Below are 23970 nucleotides of genomic sequence, written 5' to 3' on the forward strand. Positions count from 1 at the left end.
AAGTGACATAAGCCTTGTAAATATAGTGTAAATGAAATCGAGTAGTGTAAACAATTCCAATTTTCTGTATAATTAATTCCAAACGGGAATAAATCAGGAAGGAAGGTTCACTTGAATATTGAGCAATTAAAATATGTTATGGCCATTGTCAAACATCAACATCTTACGAATGCTTCCTATGAGGTTTCAATTTCACAGTCTTCTTTATCCAAATACCTTATTAAGTTGGAAAAAGAACTAGGCGGGGTACAATTATTCGATCGTACGACTAGAACGGTTAAACTCACTGCCGCTGGTCAGGAGTTTGCTAAATATGCCAATCGCATTTTGGATGAATATGATCATCTGTTGAATGAAATGAGAACGTTTACACATGGCGAAAGAGGAGTACTTTCGGTAGGAACCATACCTGTATATAGCAGCAGGGGACTGATTAGTCTTTTTGCATCTTTCCAGAAAAAGTATCCAGAAATACAATTAGATATCACGGAAAAAATGAGCAGTGAACTGATTGGTCTTCTAAAAAAAGCTGAGCTAGATATGGCCTTTATTGCCCTGCCTGAAAACTTTGAGAAGCTAGAGGCGTTCTCGGCCTATCCCATGATAAAGGATGAAGTGGTTTTGATTACCCAAAAGGGTCACCCTTATGCAAGTCGTAAAGCTATAAGTCTATCAGAGGTTAAGAATGAACCGTTTATCTTGATGAATCAAGCAAGTACTCTTTTTCAAATTTGTATAGATGCCTGTAAAAAGGCTGGATTTACACCAGATATTACTCATGAAAGCAGTCAAATAGATATTATTGTGGGGCTCGTTGCGGAAGGATTAGGTGTCTCATTAATAACATCTAAGGAAGCTGAATATTTTTCAACGGCTAATATCTCATTAATCAGGCTGGAGAAATCAATCACCCATACCACCGCACTTGTTGTTAGTAATCGAATGAAAAGGTCAAACGCTATGAAGGCTTTTCTAAACCATGCCCAGGATTGGGATGGAAAAACTTCGGAAGATGCTCCTCTAAATAGTGATCGGAAAGGAAATATCTCATAAATAAAAAACCTATATCTTTTTATTGGTGTATCTGTTGATCCTCATCCTACTGTCCCATTTCTTACGCTAAACGGTAATTTTAGTTAATTTTGGATATTATTTAGAAAGATCGTTACTAAATAAATTTAATGTTAGAAGAAAGCAGAATAAATAGTAAAAAGCTAACAAGTTATGGACGAATTGTCCAGTTGTTAGCTTTTTTACATGCCAATTTCCACATTTTTTATGAAATTACTTACGTCTTTTAGCACATCGTGTACGTATTCTTTTAAAAATCCATCACCTAAAATTAATTTCTTACACGAACTGTCAATGGATCCCAAGCACACAAAATATTAAACGGTTCAAACAAACTGAACAAAAGATCACTAGTGTTGAAATGTTGAGCGATTTACGGCATCACAGACCGGCAAAAAGGGGATATGAGCTTACGAGACTTTTAAATAATTTTTTTTACTAAAAATATTAAACAAAAAGCGTAAATTATTATATATTCTTGTCAAAAGATTCTGATTATAATAAATGCTGGAAACAAGTTTTTCACCATCTTGTTCGATTTCCTTAACATGCTAGAAAGTAAAAAACTTCTTGGCTTTCTTTCGCATGTAATCGGTAAATGTGCGTTGTTTTCTAAAAAGAAGAAGCCGTTTATCAAAGTAATTTCGCATTACGGATTATTAAAAGGGGTATTGAGGTTAGATGCATTATCTCTTTCAATAATAAAGGATTTTCGTTGTAGGGGGTGAAAGGGGACGTTGCGGTAAATATATGATACTCATTTAAAAATTAGATAGTTTGCCGCATAAAACTAGATGTAAATTGGAAGCGGTTACAAATTATCTAGGACAAATTGACTAGGAGGCACAGATGGCTGGAAAAAAAGTATTAAGAATTTATTTTATGTGTTCGCTTGTTCTTTCGTTACTAGCAGGTGGATTGGGTGGTTTTGCAAACACCATGGTACATGCTGCTAGCCCTTCAATAATCAATAGTGGAGGCTGGTATGAAACTGCATATATAGAGTGGGCGCCTGTAGGTAATGCAGTTGGTTATAACGTGTATGTTAAACCTGCGAGTGCACCAGAATCTCAATATAAACGAATTGATAATGAATTAATTCGAAGCTACGGATCGTTTTGGAGGGCTGATGCTGTAGGGCTTGCAGCTGGAGATTATATCATGAAAGTTGTAGCAGTACTGTCAGATAATTCAATAGTAAATATTGTTTCTAATATCCTGTCCGTAAAGGCACATGACAGAACTGGATTTGCTTTTGCATCCAACTCAACATATGGTACAGGTTCAGGTGCTTATAATGAGGATGGAACACTTAAAGCTGGTGCTCAAGTTATATATGTAACATCTAAGAATGCATTAACGGTAACTCATGATGTGATAACCAGCAGTTCAGGAGCTGTAACAACAGGAGTAGGTATTGGTAATATTCTGAACCTAAGACAAAAAGGCTATGATAAAACACCGCTTGCAATCAGATTTATTGGAAAAATTACAGATGCTGACATGTATGGCCAGCTTAACAGCAGCGGATATCTTCAAGTAAAAGGTAAATCCAATTATTCGGAGATGAATATTACATTAGAAGGTATCGGGGAAGATACTTATGCTTTTGGATGGGGAATCCTGCTTAGATATGTCGGTAATGTTGAAGTAAGGAACTTAGGAATGGCGTTATTCCCTGATGATGGCATTTCAATGGATACTGGCAATGTTAATGTGTGGCTTCATAATAATGATATTTTCTATGGAACTGCAGGAGGAGATGCCGACCAGGCAAAAGGTGACGGTTCCACTGACCTGAAAGGTGGATCCACTTATATTACACTCTCCTACAATCACTACTGGGATTCCGGAAAAAGTTCTCTTCTTGGTTTGAATGAATCATCAGAATTCTTTGTAACCTTCCACCATAACTGGTTTGATCATTCAGACTCTCGTCATCCACGTATAAGAACAGGAACTGTTCATTTATACAATAACTTCTTTGATGGAATCTCTAAATATGGTGTTGGTGCAACAACAGGAAGTTCATCCTTTGTAGAATCAAACTATTTTAGAAATACCAAATATCCAATGATGAGTTCCTTGCAAGGTACTGATGCTTTAGGGGAAGGTACATTCTCGGGCGAAGATGGAGGAATGATTAAAGCTTACAACAATACCATTGTTGATGCTGCTAGTATGATCTATGCTAATTCCGATGCAGGAACAACTAAAGCTAATGCATCATCATTTGATGCTTACTTAGCTTCGTCAAGAAGTGAAACCGTTCCAAGCTCATATAAAACCTTAGCAGGAGGAACAACTTATAATAACTTTGATACTCGGATCGATTTGGGCGTAACTGCATCTGATATTGATGATGTAAGCTCTGTTGAACAAATTGTTACCGCTGAAGCTGGTCGCCTAAATAATGGAGACTTTACGTGGGAATTTGATGATGCGGTTGATGATAAATCGTATAGCATTAATTCAGGACTGATGACTAAAATAAAAAATTACAAAACCCAACTTGTATCAGTAGGCGGTGCTTCAACTCCTTCAGATCAAACCGACCCAACCGACCCAACGAATCCAACTGTAGGAAATGTTCATAACTTTACCACAGATGGAAAAGAAAGCAACTTCTACACGATTCAAGGGAACCTTTCAACAAGTAAGGGAACAGTGGTGTTTAATGGTCTAACCCTAACTCAAGCTTTAAAAATGGAGAGTTCGACCAGCATTGGCTTTACGACTACTATAGATTCAACCTTAACGTTAGTTTTTAATACAGGAGACACATCAAAAGTCAACATAGATGGAACAAGTTATGCAATGAAAGATGGTATTGTAACTATGGCTCTTCCACCTGGCTCACATACCATTAGAAAAGCTGATGTTGCAAATCTATTTTATATGGAAGTAGCTATTAAGGGTGAAACAGAATCAACAGATACCGTTGCTCCTACAGCCACGATCAGCTATAGTGCTGTCAATCCGACTAACAAAGATGTGATTGTGACTGTTATACCAAGTGAGCCTGTTACGGTAACGAACAATAATGGGCTAGGTCAGTACACTTTTAGCCAAAATGGAAGCTTTACCTTTACGTTTGAAGACGCGGCGGGGAATGCAGGAAGTGTTGTCGCTACCGTCAATAACATTGATAAGACCGCACCCGTAACCACCGACGATGCGCCGAATGGCTGGGTCAATAAAGATGTAACGGTGAACTTTATGGCCAAGGATATGGATTCAGATGTTGCAGCAACTTACTACACGATTGATAACGGGGCTCCGCAAACGGGCAAATCGGTTACCATTACTTCGGAAGGCATTCATAGCCTTACATACTGGAGTGTTGATAACGCCGGTAATGTAGAGGAGAAGAAAACGGTTTCGATCTATTTGGATAAAACCGCACCTTCGCTTCAGGTCGATTTGGATCAATCGATACTCAGGACTGCCAACAATAAACCTGTTTCAGTAACGGCGGTCGTTGATTCAAGTGACAGTTTGTCGGGGATTGATTCCGTTGTGCTGTCCTCGATTATTCCAAGTGAACTTGATGACGCTTCCGAACAATTGGTGGGAGATGCTACTTACGGTACGCTAGATAAGACGTTTACATTGCTCGCTAAAAAAGCGAAAAAGGCTGAACTTACCTATAGCATAACGTATACAGCAATGGATAAGGCAGGAAACCAGACAGTCTCTACTGTTATTGTACGAGTACCCCACGATCAATCAGGGAGATAAAAGAACATAAGATTCGAATGTTTTTAGGACAAATCAAAAGGGGGTGTCCCAACAGTAGATAATTTCTACTGAGGGCTACCCCCACATCGAAAAGGTTCGAATTTGGCTGAATTTTAAGATTTAAAAAAATAGAGTTGTAGAGTTTTCAAAAGTTTTGAAAACTCACTTATAGAGAGCGTATTAACTCAGGAGATTCTCTGCATCCGAATGATGCTGGTTACCAAGCAATGGCTAACGCCATCTATTTAAAGATGTTGAAACAATAAAAAGGGGGAGTCCTAGTGGCAAGCTTAAAGGGGTTTAAAAAAACAGGACTTGTACTAGCAGGGGCTTTGCTAGTAACTGCAACTGCTTTTCATTCATCTGACCAGGCAAAAGCAGATTCGAATATTAAGGACAAGTATCCGGACAGTGAAATTTCGCAAACTGAAATCCAGCTTTGGACTGGGGATGCACCTGGGTATAATGGTGTACAATTGACGCAGAAAATTACGGAAAGAAGCAAGGACCCGCAAATCCACGATCGCGCGATTACCGGTGTTCTAAATCCAAGTATCATCCCGTTTTTTCCGAGCAAAGGAAAATCAAATGGAGCAGCTGTTTTGGTAATGCCAGGTGGTGCATATGACCATTTAACCTTCGACAAAGAAGGATATGATGTTGCACAGTGGCTTAACTCAGTCGGTGTGACCGCTTTTGTATTGAAAAATCGATTGCCAGCTGAAGGATGGCGGAATGGATATAATGTACCGCTTGAAGATGCCCAAAGGGCAATAAGAATGATTAGGGGAAATGCAGACCAATGGGGCATTGATCCAACTAAAGTTGGAGTAGCAGGATTCTCCGCTGGCGGGCATTTGGCAACCACATTGGGTGAAAAATATTCAGCTCAAGTTTACAGTCCTGTGGACAGTGCCGACCAGCTAAGTGCAAGACCGGATTTCATGATTCTCGGCTATCCTGTTGCCTCCATGCAGGATGGAATCACGAATGTACCGTCCAGGCAAAAGTTGCTTGGCAGTACTCCAAGCCAGGATTTGATTGATCAGTTTTCTAGCGAATTGCATGTGAATGCTAATACGCCTCCAACCTTTATCGTGCAGGCAAGTAACGATACTTCCGCGCCAACTCAGGCTACAACTGCATTTTATAACGCACTAAAACAAGCGAAAGTGGAAACCGAAATGCATGAGTTCCGTACAGGCGGTCACGGTTTCGGCATACGTTCTGCGAGTGGTGCACTGGAATTATGGACTGTTCTTGCAGATGAATGGTTAGCTGCTAAAGGATATATTCCAAACTTGTCAGCCGAAGACATCATACCTACTGTTCAGGATTCAATAAAAGATTTGCGAAATCAATAAGATGTTTATCTAAACTTGAGGGAGAGAAAAGGAAATGAAAATCGGAAAAAAATTAGCCCCTTTTGTGGGTACCATTATACTGGCCCAAACGTTAGCCCTTCCATCTGTTTTTGCTGCACCTGTAACGACAACAGGACCAGCTTATCCAATTGGACCAGATGTTACACATGTCGAAGGAAAAGTATTGGTTGTCGCCAAGGACGGAGACGGTGACTTTACTAATGTTCAGGATGCTGTCGATGCTATACAGCCGGAAGGGCAATCTCGCGTCACCATTCTGATTAAACCTGGTGTGTACCGTGGTGCCGTTTTGGTTCCATCTAGTAAACCAAATATTTCCTTTGTTGGTTCCACTGGTGATCCGAAAGATGTTGTCATCGTTGAAAACCATGCACATGATACCTTGCAGCCAAACGGACTCATTTATGATACGGATGGCAGTGCAACTCTAACTGTTGCAGGTGACAATTTCCAAGCACGGAACATTACAATCCAGAATGACTTTGACCCAAAAACTACGACTTTAAAAAATAAACAGGCAGTTGCCGTAAAGACCGTTTCAGACCAAGTCATATACCAAAATGACCGTTTCATCAGCACACAGGACACCCTGTTCGCGAGTTCGTACAGTGATCCTGTTCCGGCATGGTCTCCAATAAAAACGAGAGCTGTGAACCCTCCGGGCGTTCCACAACCATCACTTAAAGCTAGACAGTACTATGTTGACGATTACATTGAGGGCACAACCGACTTCATTTTCGGTTCTGCCACTGCAGTATTCGATCACTGTACGATTAACGTTAAGGCGAAAAGCTATATAACAGCAGCTGATACCGAAATGACCCGGGAACACGGATTTTTGATTACAAACAGCAAAGTTGAAGCCGATCCTAGTCTGCCTGCAGGAAGCGTTTATCTTGGTCGCCCATGGAGACATACAGGAACAATCAACCCTGTAGCGCAAACAACATTCCGTAATACCGAATTGCCTGCAGCAATCAATGCACAACAATGGCATGACTGGTCAAGCCCCTATTTTAGATGGCAAGACGCTCGCTATTCTGTATACCAAAACTACGGTCCAGGTGCACAAAATATTGACCCGCAAGTTACCATACTGACTGATGAACAAGCACAAAACTATACACCTCAAGCATACTTCGGTAAATGGATGCCAAGAACTGAATAAATATTTTTATTTAGCACAAAAAACACTGGATGCTAGAACACAAAATGAATTGACCTGGGAACTGACACATGAGTAGGAGTAAGAAATTTACTTTATTAATTGATTAGTAATCTAGTTATCTAAGAAGCTTCCATAGTTGAGAGGGGTTCAAGAATGAAAATTAAGTCTAAGAAAGCGATTAGCACCTTACTCACTTTCATAATGCTTTTCACCTCGGCACTTAACAACGTTGTTGCATTTGCAAGTGAAACATCTAACGAACGGAAAATTGACATTTGGGATTTTGGAGGAATTCAAACTTCAGGAGATTTATACAACAATATTATTACAGCGGATGTTCTTGACAGTAAACCTACCATTAAATCCGGTACATTTGTAACCACTGCATTTGGAGATTTAACCTTAGCCAATCCGGTTACAAGTGACAGGTCCTACTATTATGAGTCAGATGGCACTACCGTAGGTGTAAATTCCTCTGGTTTCTGGGGAACTCAAAAGTATAGTTATGATGACGGCTATAATGCAAACGGAGTTTATTACGCTAATGGTACGGGTGGTGCCGGGAGGAGGTTTTTGACCCTTGATAATGTTGTAGCTGGGGATAAAATTACGGTTTATGGTGGAACGAGCAATGGAGATGAAACCCTTCACTTGGTTCACGCAGACGTAAGTGTAAGCGGTACAACTGTAACCGTAAAACCGGATGCTACACAAGTTCAGGATAGTACAGCCGCTTTTACTACATCTGCACAGAAGGTTGAATTCACAGCACATTATTCCGGATCCTATCAAATTTATGTTTCAGCTGATAAAGGTGGAAAGCCTTATTTCCAAAGAGTGATGAGGACTCCTGGAGTTAAGGTAAGTGGATCTGTGAATTTAAATGGCAGTGATATTTCCGCAGGGTATGCACTTAATTTTACGAATCAGAAAACAGGCGATACTACAACCGTAAATGTTAAGACAGACAATACCTTTGATGCCGTTCTACCAACGGGCTATGATTTTATAGTTAGTTTAAAGAATATAGCCAGTTACAGAATTTCCGATGAAACCAAGGTCGTAAGCACATCAACTTCTGATATTATGGCAGGAAAAAGTGCTAGCTTTGATGTTGTTGCAAACAAGCTTGTCACGATAAGTGGTAATATTAATGGCTTTGACAGCAGTTATGATGTAAGTAAATTACAAATCAAATTTACTCCTCCAGCGGGAAGCCTTACCGCACCGGTTACAGCTATCGTTGATACAAAAAATAAGACATTTACTGCGGATGTTCAGGATGGAGTATCGTATACAGCCATTATTTCAGGTGTCAACGATTATGAAATTGTGGATGGCGGCAGTATAAATGTAAGCGCCGACACCGTTCAAGATATTACAGTTGCTAAAAAATCAGTACACACTGCAAAAGGTTTATTCCAGGGATTATCCTCCACAGCTAAAATTTCAAGTATTACATTTACAAATGTGGATGATGGATACATTTATGACGGGACTGTTTCAAATGGCGGTTACACAGTAAGCCTTAGAGATGGTGCGTATAACGTTACAGCTGTTTGTTCCGAGGATTATAGCACGAGTTCTCACGTTGTTATTAATGGGCAGGATACCACAAAGGATATTCTGTTTGTTAACAACACTGCACCGGAGCCCCTTGCCTGGGTTCCAAATTTGTATGTTGGCGACAGCTCGAAAACCAATAATTTCAGAACAGTTAAGGATGCTCTTGATGCAGCAGCCCGAATGAACCCAACAGATGAAGCTCATAGAATAACCATTCATATCGCGCCGGGTGTATATAGGGCACAGCTTGTCATAAAAACTCCATATATTACACTTGTAAATTCTAATCCACATCCAACCAGCGATCCAAGTACGCAGGTTAAACTTACTTGGTATTACGGAATTGGGTATAAATATTACAGCATGGGGTCTGACGGCTTCTATCAAGCAGAAAATGCATTTGATAAGTATTCCAAGAATATTGCCAGTAAATGGGGAGGCACTGTCTATCTCACCAGTACGGGAACAGACTTCAAAGCTCAAAACATCGTATTTGAAAATTCCTTCAACAAATACATGACAGATGAGGAATTAGCAGATGGTGTAGAGCTTGCCAATATACCAACCGCAAGCCCAATAAATGTAGACAGAAAGTCTTTTACAGATGTCACTTCAAAAGCAGCGACAGAAAGAGCTGCAGCTATGATTATCGAGGGAAACCGAGCAGAGTTTGTTAATTGTAGTTTCCTTGGAAGCCAGGACACACTTTACACCGGTAGCAGCGCAACGAATAACAGTTATTTTAAAAACTCTTCTTTTATCGAAGGTAACACAGACTATATATTTGGTGACGGAAATTCAGTATTTGATAATTGTATATTGAATTTCGCTGGTTATAGTGACCAGGCTGTAGGTGGTTATATTACAGCAGCAAGGGATACAGCAGCCTATGGATACTTATTTAGGAACAGTACGGTAACAGCTGGCAGTAAAAATATGCAGGCTTCAGGTTTCTTCGGAAGACCTTGGGGTGCAGGAGCAAGAGTAACCTTTTTGAATACCAAGCTTCAGAGTGATTCGATCATAAATCCTAAAGGCTGGACCGATATGAGCGGCCCACCTGAAAATGCGCATTATGCAGAATACCATACAACTTATAATCATTCAGCAGTAGATACATCTCAAAGAAGAGCACCTGTTATAACGGATGCACAAGCTGCCGCAATCAATGTTGCCGATTATTTTGGAGGGTGGACACCATCATCTTTTACGGCTGACAGTGATACAGCTCCAACATTTAAGATTGATCCTTTCTTCACAACAGATGATGATATCAATCTACCTTATGTCGGAAATACCATTAGCTTAGGTTATGAGTTTAATAATTCAAATGATAATGTAAACGACAGTTCTTTAATTCAGTGGTACAGAGTAAGTCCGGATGGAACAGAGACGTTGATTAATGCAACAACAGCGTATATTTCAAAAACTTACAAAATTACGAGTGCTGATGCAGGCTATTCTATCAAGGCTGTTGTTACACCGGAAACCGTGAATGGTATGAAGGGCACACAGAGGTCTATTAAACTTGACAACCTGGTTAGAGTTGGCACATCCGGTGGTGGAGGAAATGAGATTCCGGATGGTCAGCGTGTAAATATTTATATAGCTGGTGATTCAACGGTTAAGACATACGGTCCAACCTCAGACACAGGTGGCTGGGGAGAATATTTACAAAGCTTTTTCAATTCGGATAAGGTGAATGTTGTTAACTATGCAAACGGTGGAAGAAGCTCAAGAAGCTTTATCAATGAGGGAAGTCTTGATAAAATTGATTCTACTATTAAATCAGGAGACTATTTGCTGATTCAATTTGGACATAATGATGAAGCAAATCAATCAGGATATCTTTTAGATAGATTTGTTTCTATGGGAGAACCGGATGCAAATGGGATTTATCCTTCCATTCCGGGTGTTAAAGAGGCAACACCGGCAAGTCTTTCCCAACAGTATGGCCCAGAATTTTATCCATATACAAGCGGTACCTTTAAGTGGTATCTGCAGCAGTTTATTGATGTAGCAAAAAATGCAGGTGCAACACCTATTTTAGTTACTCCTGTCTCAAGACAATATTTTAATCCGGATGGTACCATAAAACCTCATCATGATGCAACGGATACCACAACAGGAACGGTTACAACTTCCAATAATGCTTATGTAAGAGCCGTTGAACAGCTAGGTACGGAGCAGGGCGTTAAAGTGATTGATCTGTTTGATTTAACAAAAGATTCCTTTGAAAAAGCATACAAGAATGACCATGCAGCCAGTAATGGAAGCTCTCCTTTAGCAAAGGTAATCATGAATCCTGCCGATTCAACTCACAATAATAAAATTGGCGGTTTTTATAACGGCGGTTTACTTGCCAAGCAAATACAGGGCCTTGGATATAACATCTCTAACTATGTTATTCCACCTGTTAGAGTAGGCGGTATAGACAATAAGAACAGCGTACAATTTGAAGTGGACGCACACAGTAAAGTAAATGTATATACCCCAGATGCAAGTGGTATTTATACAAGTCAGCTAAATACTTATTGGACGGGTGAGACGCAGGATCTTATTGATCGTCTTTCTGCAGCACCTGTGGACCATACCGCTCCAGTCACAACCTCCAATGCTCCAACAGATTGGTCGAAAGACGACGTAACTGTGAAACTGGACGCTTCCGATAACGAAAGTGGTGTTGCCGAAACCTTCTATTCAATCGATGGGTCTGATTATGTGAATGGAACAACCTTTACAATCAGTTCCGAGGGAGATCATACAGTATCCTTCTATTCTATTGATCTGGCAGGAAATATTGAACAGGCTCATAATCAACATGTTCTGATTGATAAGACGGCACCTGTTACAACGGCTGCTGTTACCCCAACTCAACCGGACGGTCTGAAAGGGTGGTATAAACATGATGTAAGCCTAAGTCTTAACGTTTCTGACAAACTATCGGGTGCGGCCAAAACGGAGTATAGCTTGGACGGTGGAATCACTTGGAAAACATACACTGAGCCGATCGCAATCAATAAAGATGGAAAATATGATGTTAGCTATCGTTCATTGGATCATGCCGAAAATATGGAAAAGAAGCAAAGCATTTCTATTAATCTAGATGCCACTTCTCCTACTATCAATATGAGTGGCGTTTCGAATGATAGTTACAACGATTCAGTAGATATCAAACCGGTCATGGAGCTCAAAGATAATTTGTCCGGAATTGACACAGCAAAAACAACAATAACATTGGATGGAAACACAGTAGAAAATGGGAAGACAATTTCTCTTTATACTCTCCCGCTTGGTCAGCACGAGTATAGCGTAAGAGCCTACGATTTGGCTGGGAATATGGAAAGGCAAGTTATTACGTTCCAAACTTCTACAAGCATCCAATCGTTACAGGAATTGATTACACGCTTTACGGAAGATGGATGGATAGATAATAACGGCATAGCTAAAAGCCTGGAGAGTAAGCTGGACGCGGAAAATTTGGCTGCATTTTTGAATGAAGTTCAGGCTCAAAGTGGCAAGCATATTTCTGTACAATATGCAGATTATCTCATCCGAGATGCTGAATACTTGTCCAATAAATAAATCATGATTGAAAAGTTTTGCTTAACAGACTGTTCTCCCCCCTTAAATATGAGGGGGGAGCCTTTCTAAAGTGGGTATTGGTTAATAAATTTACTAGTTTAATATATTGATGATTTAAAGTAGCTTCAATAGTTGAAAGGGGTTCAAGAATGAAAATTAAGTCAAAGAAAGCAATTAGTACATTACTGACTTTCATCATGCTTATATCGCTAGCACTTAACAATGCTGTCGCATTTGCCAGTGATACATCCAACGACGGGACAGTAACAGCAAAAACTACTAACGGAACTCCAACGATTTGGATTGTTGGGGATTCGACCGTAAGCTCTTTTACAGATAATTACTTTTATCCAAGGTATGGATGGGGGACTCAGGTTGGAAATTATCTCGATAGTTCCTTCAACATACAAAATCTTGCCTTGTCGGGAAGAAGTTCAAAAAGCTATACAACTGACCCTGAGTATCAGACGATTCTAAGCGGAATGAAGAGCGGAGATTATTTATTAGTCGGGTTTGGCCATAATGATGAAAAACCAGAGCAGGAAAGATATACAAATCCGAACGGAAGTTATTTGGATCCAGGATCATTTGCTAATTCCTTGTATGAAAATTATATTAAACCGGCTCAGGCGGCGGGAACTCAAGTAATCCTTTGTACTCCTATTGTTAGAAGAACGGATACAGGTGTATGGAGCAATGCCAATCTTCACATTACAGACACAGTCGGAGAGTATCTAGGTGGAGATTATCCACAAGCGATTAGGGATTTGGGAAAAACGCTTAATATTCCGGTAGTTGATATGACTAATTTAACTAAAAATCTATATGATGAACTGGGTCCAAGTGAAACTCTGTATCTCCATGCGTGGACCTCTTCAAAACCGGAAAGTGTGGATAATACACATACGAATATCTGGGGCGGAAGGTATAATGCATACCTTTTAACAAAGGCAATTAAAGATTTAGGTGTAAGCGGACTTGCGGAACATGTGATAAATGCTGCAGCGCCAACGAAAGCAGATACGCTAGTTTCTAATCCTAATTACCAGGAACCGCAATATATCGGTGAATTGCCGCAAAGTACTTTATGGGCAGATGATGGTATTTGGAAAGGTACGGTTTTTGGTGATATTGGCGGTAATCCAAGCACTGCAAATCAAACCCTTGAAAAAGATAGTGATGGAAATATGCATATTGCAGTAGCAAATAATAAGGGGAAAATAACTAGTACAACTGATGGCATTGCCATGTACTACTTTAAAGTACCTGCAAACAGTACATTTACTCTAACAGCAAAAGCTAAAATTAATGGCTTTGATCTAAATGATCAAGTATCTTTTGGCTTGATGGCCAGGGACGATATGTATATTGATCAAAATTTAAAATCCACCCTTGGTGATTATGTTGCCGCAGCACCTTTAAAGCTGACTAAGGCAGCGACAGGAGGATTTTGGAATAGTTTCGCAAGAAAGAGTGGTGTACTTACCCAAGGTGGAACAGCTGCTAACCCAATATCTGTAGGAGACACCGTAAATCTTTCTATTACAAGCAATTCAGACGGCTATGCAACTAAATTTGGAAATGAAGAAGCTATCACTGGAGGGTTTGATTTTAAACTTACAAGCATCGATCCAGATTACGTTTACGTAGGTATGTTTGTAGCACGTAATGCGGATATAACCTTTAGCGATATTAAACTGGTAGTTGACGGTATTGAAGTGACCTCAGCTGATACAACAGCACCTGTGGACCATACCGCTCCAGTCACAACCTCCAATGCTCCAACAGATTGGTCGAAAGACGACGTAACTGTGAAACTGGACGCTTCCGATAACGAAAGTGGTGTTGCCGAAACCTTCTATTCAATTGATGGCTCTAATTATGTGAATGGAACATCCTTTACAATAAGCTCCGAGGGCAATCATACAGTATCCTTCTATTCTATTGATCAAGCAGGAAATATTGAAGAAAAGCAAGATATTTCTATTAAACTAGATTTCACTGCTCCTACTATCGATATAACTGGTGTGGTGAATGATGGTTACAACGATTCCGTTGATATCAATCCGCTCATAGAGTTCAAAGATCATTTGTCTGGAATTGACTACACAAAAACAACAATAGAATTGGATGGAAACACTGTAGAAAATGGGAAGACAATTCCTCTTTATACGCTGCCGCTTGGTCAGCACGAGTATACCGTAACAGCATACGATTTGGCTGGCAATAAGGTAAGCCAAGTTGTTACGTTCAAAACTTCTACAAGCATCCAATCCTTAAAGGAATTGATTACAATCTTTACGGAAGCCGGATGGATAGATAGTAACGGCACAGCTAATAGTTTGGAGAGCAAGCTGGACGCGGAGAATTTGGCTGCATTTTTAAATGAAGTTCAGGCTCAAAGTGACAAGCATATTTCTGTACAATACGCAGATACTCTCATCCGAGATGCTGAATACTTGTTGTCCAATAAATAAATCATTATCGAAAAGTTTAGCTCAACAGAAATATTTTTCTCCCTCTTCTTTATGAAGGGGGAGCTTTTCTAGTAGCATTAAAAGAAAAAGCATATAAAACGAAACCTAAAGGCACGTCACATGGCAGTATGCATCGGGTATAAGATTGTTCATAAAACGAAAGTCGTTCTACTTCAGGAGTGTTCTTTTGAAGAGGAGTAGTCTAAAAAGAAATCCTTTATATGGTGGCCCCGGAAGTTAAAGTTCGATAATAGAATTATTTTTTTAAAATACAAAAAAAACTTGCATGGTCTGCAAGTTTTTTTACGGATAAAATGAACTTGTACTGGGTCCTTCACAGTTTCGGATTACATCTTTTTTGTATGATTTATTATTTAATGTTTTTCTAGAAAGGGAGACTCAGAACAGATGCTCTAGAAAAAGCAACGGAGTGGATTGTTCCATGGAAATATTATTTATTGGACGAATCAATAATTTTAAGATTTTCGTATATGCTGCCAGGCTGGAACATATCCCCGTCGTTTATGTTTACATTTTCTAGCGTAATATTCTTTACATATTGGAAATACAAAGCTTTATCAGCATGCACTGTAACGTTTTTCATGACTAAACCATCAACAGGGCTTTCTTCTAGTCCTTGGAAGAAGGAAGCTTCTTGGGCACCTTCACAGGTGATATTTTCAATTGTAATATTTTTAATTGAAGGTGTTGTTTCATCAATGGTCCCTGTGTATGGAAGCGGAACTCCGTTCGATGTATAGTTAGAGTTAATATTAAATGCATCGCCTTCAATATTCTGCATGATGATATTGTCAAATGTAAGATTTTCAATGGTACCACCACGTCCACGAAGGGTTTTCATCCGGATACCAATGTCGGTTCCGTCAAAGATGTCGTCTCTCGCGATAACGTTTCTCACGTCACCGGACATCTCACTACCGATTGTTACGCCGCCATGTCCATGTTTCATAATGTTATTTCTGATTTCGATATTTTGGCTTGGTCTGCCAATTTGGCGACCTTCAGCATCTTTACCGGATTTAATCGCGATCGCATCATCACCAACATTAAATGTCGAACCAAAAATCTTTAACCCATCAACAGAGTCTGGGTCGACACCATCTGTATTTGGTGCATCAACTGGGACAGCTGGATTTTCAACGTGTACACTATCAATAACCACATTGTTGCTGTATAAAGGCTGGATAGTCCAAGATGGTGAATTCGTAATTTTTAGACCTTGAAGGAGTACATTTTCGGAATCCTTAAATTGAACCAATCTTGGGCGGGCAGTTTGAGTTGCTGGATTGGTAGCTTTTGGATTATCCCACCATAATCCCATATTAAAGTATACCGTTGTTTTAGCATCCGTGTTCGGGTCATATTTTCCATTGTTATAATCATATGTCCCAGCAAGGTTTACTTTTTTATAAGGATAACCGAATTCATCGACTCCGTTCGAAGGCATTGCTTTAATTGGTCCTGCATTTCCATCGACTGTTCCTTCACCGATGACTTTAAGATTTTTAGCACCTTGGGAGGCAATCAAGCTTTGATAAGAGTGGAATGTAGTACCTTCCCAACGGTCTTCAATAACGGGATAGTCAGAAACGTCACGACTTCCAAGCAGGGTTGCATCCTTTTGAATCTCAAATGTCATATTGCTTTTTAAAGTTAGAGGAGCAGAATAATATGTACCCGCTGGAAGTACGACAAGGCTGTTTGGACTAGTAGAAGCGGCATCAATGGCCGCTTGAATGGCCGCTGTATCTTTTGTAACACCGTCACCCTTTGCTCCAAAATCTTTAACATTGAAAACTTTACCTAATACATCAGTTCTCACATTTACATGCGCGCTTTTGTTTGAATGATTACCTGCAGCATCTCTTGCTACAACTTTAAAACTATACATGGTATTTGGTTTTAAGTCTTTTATGGTAAAGTTGGTCATGGCGATACCATATTCATTTGGTGTTGAGCTTCCAACTAACTTACCATCTGCATAGATATCATAGGCTGATATGCCAGTGTTATCAGTAGATTTATCCCAGATAAGGCTTACAGATTTATATGTTGTTGCATAGGCATTAAGATTAAAAGGAGCTGTTGGTGCCTCTTTATCAACCGAGATTTGTTGTGCAGAAACTGGTGTAGCCAATGTGGATGCATATGGAAAAAACGTAGAGCAACCTAGAGCAAGACTTAGTGCTACAGTTGAATAAGCTTTTTTCTTTAATTTCATAAAACGGCCTCCAATTTTTAATTTACTTCATTTAGTGGAATATCAGAATAATATACTTCTCAAAGCACCTTTCTTATACGACACCGTCCTTTCAAATTGTTAACGTGTGCATTTTTAAAAAAATAGAAATGTAAACGTTAACATTTTCTTCCCTCAGATTCTACTAACTATTTAATCTATTTTCAATAGTTTTCTGAAAAATAAAATAAAACGAGTCAAATTACCTATTCATACTTAGATGTCTACTGATGTAGGATATTTTTGCAAGATGAGGAAAGATACAACAGAGTAATATAATCCAACAAAAACGACTAATATTCACGAAATACTAGATAACATAAAACTTGAATTTTTTGCTCGATGGGAATAATTGACAAGTTATGTATCTCTTTAGTTTAACTGAAGTAAAAAACATAACCTTTGAAATAATGTTGGATAATAAAACGAACGGATGCTCGAACGTAACAAAGGGTTCATGCTGAGGCCTTTTTCTTGTGCGTGCCTTAAACACTGTGACACATAAACAAAAAAGGAGATATGAAATGGTTCACTTTCTCTATTATGTTACACCTTTCATAACGGCGTTTATTGTATTTGGCACCTTTTTTCTATATAAGAAGCCAACTATTTTGAGAAACAAAACCAACTATTATCATGCTTTGGCAGAATTAGAAAAAGATCCCCAAAATGAGGAATTAAAATTAATAGCCAGGGAATTTGGCCGGAAATTTTATGGATCTGCAAGAATCACTGGAATTGCGACAACGTTTGACGAGACAATCATAAATTGTGAAATTATCGTATCATGCGAAAACGATGAAAAGTAAAATGGGGGAAAATCGATAACCCCCGTTTTTTTTTTTTTAAGTGAGTATTTTTCGAAAATTCACTCACCTACCTAAAAAAAGTATAAAAAAATCTAAAATCAGCACGGTTTTCTATCGGAATGAAAACATTTACAATAAGATTAAGAAAGCACTTACAAAACAGAAAAGTTAAAAAAAACAAAAAAGGGGGAGGGTTTACTTGTGAAAGTGCTGAAACGATTTTTTTTACTGATAGATACTCTTTTTGAAAAAGTGGCTTTAGGCTCACTTATCGCCATGATTATTATCGTAACTCTTCAAGTTTTTACTCGAAAGTTGTTTAATTATGTTATTTCTTGGTCCGAAGAAGTAACGCTATTATTGCTTTGCTGGTTTTCTTTTATGGGAATTGCCATTGGCATTCGTGAGAAATTGCATTTGTCGATTGAATCCTTTACCTCAAAACTACCTCCAGCGGTTATTAAGGTGATTGATAAAGTGGTGCTGCTTGCGACGATCGCTTTTGGTTTCTATTTATTGAAATACGGCTGGGACTTTACCGTTTTAATGAAGGACTCCACGCTACCGGCAACCAAATTATCGAACAGCTGGGCATACGCGGTTATGCCGATTACAGGATTCATGATGATCATTTATGCTTTCTTGCAGTTAATAGGCATTGACACGAAGCGACATAAGATTGAAGGGAGTGGGCACTAACATGGATACATCAATGGTCGCTATCATTATTCTACTGGCAAGCTTTGTTCTTATGCTGGTATTCCGGTTTCCGGTAGCCCTTTCCTTAGCAGGTTCTACCGTTATCACCATGCTGTATTTGAACATTCCACTTGAAGTGGTTGGACAACGAATGATTCAAGGAGTTAACTCTTTCGCATTGCTAACGATACCATTCTTCATTTTGGCAGGGCAATTGATGAATGAGGGTGGTTTGGCCGTTCGTTTAATTAACCTCGCTATGCTAGCGGTAGGCCGGGTCCGCGGCGGCTTGGCTATGGTCAACGTCCTTGCCTGCCTGCTGTTTGGAAATATCTCAGGATCTGCTGCGGCGGACGTATCGTCGATTGGATCTGTTATGATTCCAATGATGAAGAAAAAAGGATACAGTAAGGAGTTTGCCACAGGTTTAACAACCGCAGCTGCTATTCAGGGTGTTGTAGTTCCGCCAAGTCACAACTTGATTTTATATTCTCTGGCTTCGGGCGGTGTATCGATTGCCACCTTATTTATGGCGGGGGTGGTACCAGGAATTCTAATCTGTATTGCTCTTATGATTGCAAGCCGTATCATGGCTATCCGTCAAGGGTTCACTCAAACTCAGGTCGTTGACAAAAAGGATGTTCCAAAGGTAATCAAGGAGGGAATCATCTCCATCATGCCGGTTGTGATTATTCTGGGTGGGATTTTCTCAGGCTGGTTTACGGCATCCGAATCAGGTGCTATAGCTGTATTATATGCAGTTATTGTCACATTCTTCTACTTTAAGGAAATTCCGTTCAGTCGGATGGGGGGCATCCTGCTTCGGACATTCCGGACGGTTTCCATGGTCTTGTTCTTAATTGCAGCTTCCAATGCTTTAAGTTATTTACTGGCATACCTGCAAATCCCATCAATGGTGACAAATTCTTTGTTAACCATCTCTGATAATCCGATTATTATTTTATTGATTATTAATGTTTTGCTTCTCCTCCTTGGATGCGGGATGGATATGGCACCGCTAATCTTAATCATGACGCCAATCTTACTCCCAGTTGTCCAATCACTAGGCATGGATCCTGTCCATTTTGGAATCATTTTAATGTTGAACTTGGGGATTGGACTTTTGACCCCTCCAGTTGGAACCGTTCTATTCATAGGATGTGCGCTCAGCGACGTCCCAATCATGAAAGGTGCCAAGGCAATGGCGCCGTTTGGATTGATACTCGTTGCAGCTTTGATCGTTTTAACCTATATACCGTCTATCACTTTATGGCTACCTCATTTAATAGGTAACTAAACAGTTGGTTTTAAAGAAATATCAAATAAATTAGATCAAATTTTTTAATTGGGGAAGGGGATCATGATGAAAAAATCAAAAAAACGTTTTTCCTTTGTAATGAGTGCAATCCTTGGGTCAAGTTTAATTCTTGGAGCATGCGGAGGCGGGAATACTGCTAAAACAACTGCAGAAAAAGGGTCAAAATCGGAAGGGAAAACATTGTCTTTCCGTTTAGCAGATACACACCCAGACAATTATCCTACTGTATTGGGAGATAAGAAATTTGCTGAGCTTGTTAACGAAAAATCAGATGGCCGTATTAAAATTACCGTATTTCCAAATAGTCAGCTTGGCGATGAGAAATCGGTCATTGAACAAGTTCAATTAGGAGCAGTTGAATTCACGCGTGTTAGTACCGGACCTTTGGCTGAATTTAGTAAGCCACTGGGTGTATTCAGTCTCCCATATATTTTTGACAATTCCGAACACGAATGGAATTTCTTGAATAGTGAAAAAGGCCAACAATTGTTAAAAGACTTAGAATCTTCCAAAATGGTTGGACTTGCCTATTATGATTCCGGTGCCCGCAGCTTCTATTCTACTAAACCGATAAAGAGTGTCGAGGATCTAAAAGGACAAAAAATCCGTGTACAACAGAATCAGATAAATATAGACCTGATGGAAGCACTTGGTGCCAATGCAACTCCAATGGCGTACGGGGAAGTTTTTAGTTCCCTTCAGACAGGTGTAATCGATGCAGCGGAAAACAACACACCAAGTTACGTTTCCGCCAACCACTATCAAGTAGCAAAGAATTTGGTACTTGACGGCCACCAGCGTGTGCCGGAAGCTTTACTTGCAAGTAAAGCTGTTTGGGATAAATTAAGCGACAAGGATAAAAAGATTATCCAAGAAGCCGCTAAAGAATCAGTAGAAACAGAACGTAAAGAGTGGGAAAATATGGAGAAGGACTCTGAGAAGAAAATTAAAGACGCTGGGGTAACCATTGTTGAGGTAAAGGATCTTAAACCTTGGCAGAAAAAAGTTAAACCTGTAATCGATAAATATCGTTCTGAATATGGCGACATTCTAGATGCAATCGATCAGGCAAGAAAATAAATTATTTTGGAACAAAAGAAAAAATAATAAGAAGGACTATGCTTAGAATGATATCATAAAAGCATGGTCTTTCTTTTTATCATATATATAGGAACAAGGTGAATTATGCAAAGGTTTGTAAGACATGCTTTTGAGCGATTAATGAACGTGGTGCTTATGAAAGATAAGTCACTCGTTCGTAAGTTGTTTATTTTTTCTGCACTGCTTGTTGTTGTCCCAATTGGCTTTATTGGATTTTTTTTCTACCAGAAATCTGTTGAGGTGCTTGAGAATGAAGCACGTTCATACAGCTGGCAAATCATCAGACAGGTAAACACGCATATCGAATATTATGTGGGTGATTTTGAGATTGATATATTAAAAATTTTAAACAACCAGACGCTCGATGGGTTTCTTCAAATGAATACCCAAGAGGAATTTGTGTCGAGTGGAATGGAAGCCAATGTCAAGAGCATGTTGAAAAATGCTGCCTACTCAAGATCGGATATAGCCAATATCACCATATCCGTAAATAATGTAGCTACTGTCGATGCACTAGATGTCCGCTACAATCGTTTTCAACCGGTAGAGTCCTTCCAACCGGATTTCTTTCAAAAAATCTTACCGGATACGGCTGAACCTGTTATTTTCACGCGAACACTTTCGGATGGTGAAGACAAGGTCCATGTTATATCCATTGCAAGAAGGTTGTTTAGCCCGAAGACTCTGAAACCAATCGGTTATATCGTGATGGATGTAAACTTTAAGCGATTTAAGGAAATTGCGAGCCAGGTAAATATAGGCCATTCTGGATTTATGTATATCATTGATTCACGGGGGAATTACGTCTATAATCCGAATTTTTCTAAATTGGGAAAAAAGGCTTCTCTTCAAAATATGAAAGAGATTCTTTACGGGGAAAGTGGATCTTTTCTCACAAGCGGAGCGGACAAAGATTTACTCACTTATACCCATTCTGGGTTTCTTGGATGGACTGTCATTACATCCATTCCCTATAATGAACTTATCAAGAGTTCGGTTTATATCAGAAACACCATTTTTATTACGATTCTCTTTACCTTGTTGATTGCCTCCATTCTTGGAGTAGGTTTATCAAGCAGTATCATTAAGCCGATAAGACGGCTGCAAGGGATGATGAAGCGAGTGGAAAAAGGTGATTTTAGCGGACAAGTGAAGGTAGTATCCAAAGATGAGATTGGTGAACTGACCCAGGGGTTCAATAAAATGCTGGACCGTTTAAAAGAACTTGTAAATGAGGTTTATTTTTCTAAAATCCGGGAAACGGAAATGCTGTTCCGCCAAAAAGAAATTGAACTAAAAGCACTTCAGGCACAAATCAATCCACATTTTTTGTTTAATTCCCTCGAAACGATTCGTGGAATGGCGTTAGAAAATGGTGAAGACAATATATCAGATATATCCACATCATTGGCAAAGTTATTACGTTATAATATAAATAATAACTCTCAAACCGTTTTGTTGGAGGAAGAAATTCATCATACGAATGTTTACCTTCGAATTCAGAAATACCGTTTTGATGAAAAATTGGAGTACGAATTCTTAATACCAGAATGGGCGAAAAAGCAAACAATTGCCAAATTCTCCATTCAGCCGATTGTTGAAAACTCGTTTAAGCATGGGATTGAACCTTCCGGCGGCAAATCTAAAATCAGTATAACGGCGATACAGATATCGGTTGATGCTTATATCATTAAAATTCAGGACAATGGAATAGGAATTTCTCCGGAGAAGTTGGAAGAAATTCGACGAAATTTAAGACAGAAGGATGTAATGGAAGGGGGGCCAGGAATCGGTATGGTGAATGTACATCGAAGAATTGTAAACCTTTTCGGAGAGGAATATGGTATTAGCGTACAAAGCAGTCCAGGAAGCGGAGCCGTTATTATTATTCGCCTGCCGTTAATCATGCACATTGGGCAAGCTGGTTCATAACAAAAGATATTTCTCCGAGATTTTCTAAAAAATGATTACTTTTGGGAAGTGATAGCATGTATACGATACTTCTGGTCGATGATGAGAAATGGGTTCGAACTGCACTTCGACATACGATCGCTAAGACAGGGCTCTCCTTTAATGTAATTGGTGAATGCTCCAATGGATTGGAAGCTATGGATTTTTTAAAGGAACAAGCTGTTGATTTGGTAATGACAGATGTGCGGATGTCCGTGATGGATGGGTTGTCCTTTGTGACCACATTGGCAAACGGTGAACATCAGACAGATTGTATTATGATCAGCGGCTACGATGATTTTAAGTATGTACAACATGGCCTTCGTTCAGGTGTATTTGACTACCTGCTTAAGCCTGTAGATTTGGATGAGATGAAGGAATGCTTGGAAAACTGGGTGAACCATCGCCTGAACAATGAGCATTCAGCAAAAAACTCGGTAAAAGAGGCAGACCCATCAGAATTATCCACGGTTGAGAGAGTCATTAAATACGTCCACAGTAAAGTTCCGGGTGAAGTCACTTTAACAGAAGCTGCAAACTACGTCAATTTGAATCCAAGTTATCTAAGTAAGCTTTTTAAAGACAAAACAGAGCAAAACTTTGTAGACTTCGTTCTTAAAATCCGTATGAATGAAGCAAGGCACCTGCTTGTATCGACCTCCTTAAGAGTTAGTGAAATAGCTGACAGGCTGGGATATTCCGATATAACCTATTTTAGTAATTTGTTTAAGCGTAAAACTGGTGTAACTCCATCTGAATACCGAAAGAGTGTACGTACGAATTAAAAAATGGGAGAAGGAATTTACGGGGCGTGTAACCATTATTAGAATAAAACTGTGT

13 protein-coding genes and 1 pseudogene are annotated in these 23970 nt (G+C 39.4%); 13 read left to right on the top strand and 1 reads right to left on the bottom strand.

The annotated features are described in order from the left end of the window. Nucleotides 1-111 precede the first annotated feature (111 nt). The 7 genes and pseudogenes from J7E81_RS04870 (at nucleotide 112) to J7E81_RS04895 (ending at nucleotide 14993) form a co-directional block, all read left to right on the top strand. Nucleotides 112-1053 (top strand): LysR family transcriptional regulator, encoded by a 942-nt coding sequence (locus J7E81_RS04870; RefSeq protein ID WP_215040983.1) that lies wholly within the window; start codon nucleotides 112-114, stop codon nucleotides 1051-1053. A 900-nt stretch (nucleotides 1054-1953) separates the two neighbouring features. Beyond that, nucleotides 1954-3978: pseudogene (locus J7E81_RS04875) on the top strand (pectate lyase family protein); the annotation flags it as partial. After that, nucleotides 3970-4812, top strand: coding sequence for an OmpL47-type beta-barrel domain-containing protein (locus J7E81_RS31270; RefSeq protein ID WP_374103989.1), 843 nt, complete (start codon nucleotides 3970-3972; stop codon nucleotides 4810-4812). The pseudogene J7E81_RS04875 and the gene J7E81_RS31270, both read left to right, overlap by 9 nt. Before the next feature lie 281 nt (nucleotides 4813-5093). Next, entirely contained in the window at nucleotides 5094-6176 is a 1083-nt protein-coding gene (locus J7E81_RS30440) for an alpha/beta hydrolase (protein ID WP_215040985.1), read from the top strand. A gap of 34 nt (nucleotides 6177-6210) precedes the next feature. Then, nucleotides 6211-7365 carry a pectinesterase family protein gene (locus J7E81_RS04885; RefSeq protein ID WP_215040986.1) on the top strand — a complete coding sequence of 385 codons (1155 nt, stop codon included), beginning with the start codon at nucleotides 6211-6213 and terminating at the stop codon, nucleotides 7363-7365. Nucleotides 7366-7518: 153 nt separating this feature from the next. Beyond that, on the top strand, nucleotides 7519-12516 hold the full coding sequence (locus J7E81_RS04890; RefSeq protein ID WP_215040987.1) for a pectinesterase family protein: 4998 nt from the start codon (nucleotides 7519-7521) through the stop codon (nucleotides 12514-12516). A 149-nt stretch (nucleotides 12517-12665) separates the two neighbouring features. Next, complete coding sequence (locus J7E81_RS04895) at nucleotides 12666-14993, top strand: OmpL47-type beta-barrel domain-containing protein (protein WP_215040988.1); 2328 nt, start codon at nucleotides 12666-12668, stop codon at nucleotides 14991-14993. Nucleotides 14994-15444: 451 nt separating this feature from the next. Here J7E81_RS04895 and J7E81_RS04900 read toward each other — a convergent pair whose 3' ends face one another. Continuing rightward, on the bottom strand, nucleotides 15445-17235 hold the full coding sequence (locus J7E81_RS04900; RefSeq protein WP_215040989.1) for a glycosyl hydrolase family 28 protein: 1791 nt from the start codon (nucleotides 17233-17235) through the stop codon (nucleotides 15445-15447). 542 nt (nucleotides 17236-17777) lie between these two features. Here J7E81_RS04900 and J7E81_RS04905 point away from each other — a divergent pair. The 6 genes from J7E81_RS04905 to J7E81_RS04930 all read left to right on the top strand — a co-directional run bounded on the left by J7E81_RS04905 (nucleotide 17778) and on the right by J7E81_RS04930 (nucleotide 23915). After that, the gene (locus J7E81_RS04905) at nucleotides 17778-18062 is read left to right on the top strand and encodes a hypothetical protein (protein ID WP_215040990.1); all 285 of its coding nucleotides are present in this window, start codon (nucleotides 17778-17780) and stop codon (nucleotides 18060-18062) included. Between the two features lie 201 nt (nucleotides 18063-18263). Beyond that, complete coding sequence (locus J7E81_RS04910) at nucleotides 18264-18761, top strand: TRAP transporter small permease (RefSeq protein WP_215040991.1); 498 nt, start codon at nucleotides 18264-18266, stop codon at nucleotides 18759-18761. A gap of 1 nt (nucleotide 18762) precedes the next feature. After that, complete coding sequence (locus J7E81_RS04915; RefSeq protein ID WP_215040992.1) at nucleotides 18763-20058, top strand: TRAP transporter large permease; 1296 nt, start codon at nucleotides 18763-18765, stop codon at nucleotides 20056-20058. A 66-nt stretch (nucleotides 20059-20124) separates the two neighbouring features. After that, entirely contained in the window at nucleotides 20125-21159 is a 1035-nt protein-coding gene (locus J7E81_RS04920; RefSeq protein ID WP_215040993.1) for a TRAP transporter substrate-binding protein, read from the top strand. 156 nt (nucleotides 21160-21315) lie between these two features. Next, nucleotides 21316-23112 (top strand): sensor histidine kinase, encoded by a 1797-nt coding sequence (locus J7E81_RS04925; protein ID WP_215040994.1) that lies wholly within the window; start codon nucleotides 21316-21318, stop codon nucleotides 23110-23112. Nucleotides 23113-23168: 56 nt separating this feature from the next. After that, a complete protein-coding gene (locus J7E81_RS04930) occupies nucleotides 23169-23915 on the top strand; it encodes a response regulator transcription factor (RefSeq protein ID WP_215040995.1) in 747 nt (248 codons plus the stop codon). The last annotated feature ends 55 nt before the right edge of the window (nucleotides 23916-23970 follow it).

The sequence above is a fragment of the Bacillus sp. ISL-18 genome (assembly GCF_018613415.1).
GTDB lineage: Bacteria > Bacillota > Bacilli > Bacillales > Cytobacillaceae > Neobacillus.

Bases quoted from the DNA above. Each gene is read 5' to 3' on its own strand.
- J7E81_RS04890 (WP_215040987.1), top strand. From the start codon at position 7,519: ATGAAAATTAAGTCTAAGAAAGCGATTAGCACCTTACTCACTTTCATA.
- J7E81_RS04895 (WP_215040988.1), top strand. From the start codon at position 12,666: ATGAAAATTAAGTCAAAGAAAGCAATTAGTACATTACTGACTTTCATC.
- J7E81_RS04915 (WP_215040992.1), top strand. From the start codon at position 18,763: ATGGATACATCAATGGTCGCTATCATTATTCTACTGGCAAGCTTTGTT.
- J7E81_RS04925 (WP_215040994.1), top strand. From the start codon at position 21,316: ATGAAAGATAAGTCACTCGTTCGTAAGTTGTTTATTTTTTCTGCACTG.
- J7E81_RS04930 (WP_215040995.1), top strand. From the start codon at position 23,169: ATGTATACGATACTTCTGGTCGATGATGAGAAATGGGTTCGAACTGCA.
- J7E81_RS04905 (WP_215040990.1), top strand. From the start codon at position 17,778: ATGGTTCACTTTCTCTATTATGTTACACCTTTCATAACGGCGTTTATT.
- J7E81_RS04885 (WP_215040986.1), top strand. From the start codon at position 6,211: ATGAAAATCGGAAAAAAATTAGCCCCTTTTGTGGGTACCATTATACTG.
- J7E81_RS31270 (WP_374103989.1), top strand. From the start codon at position 3,970: ATGGAAGTAGCTATTAAGGGTGAAACAGAATCAACAGATACCGTTGCT.
- J7E81_RS04920 (WP_215040993.1), top strand. From the start codon at position 20,125: ATGAAAAAATCAAAAAAACGTTTTTCCTTTGTAATGAGTGCAATCCTT.
- J7E81_RS04900 (WP_215040989.1), bottom strand. From the start codon at position 17,235: ATGAAATTAAAGAAAAAAGCTTATTCAACTGTAGCACTAAGTCTTGCT.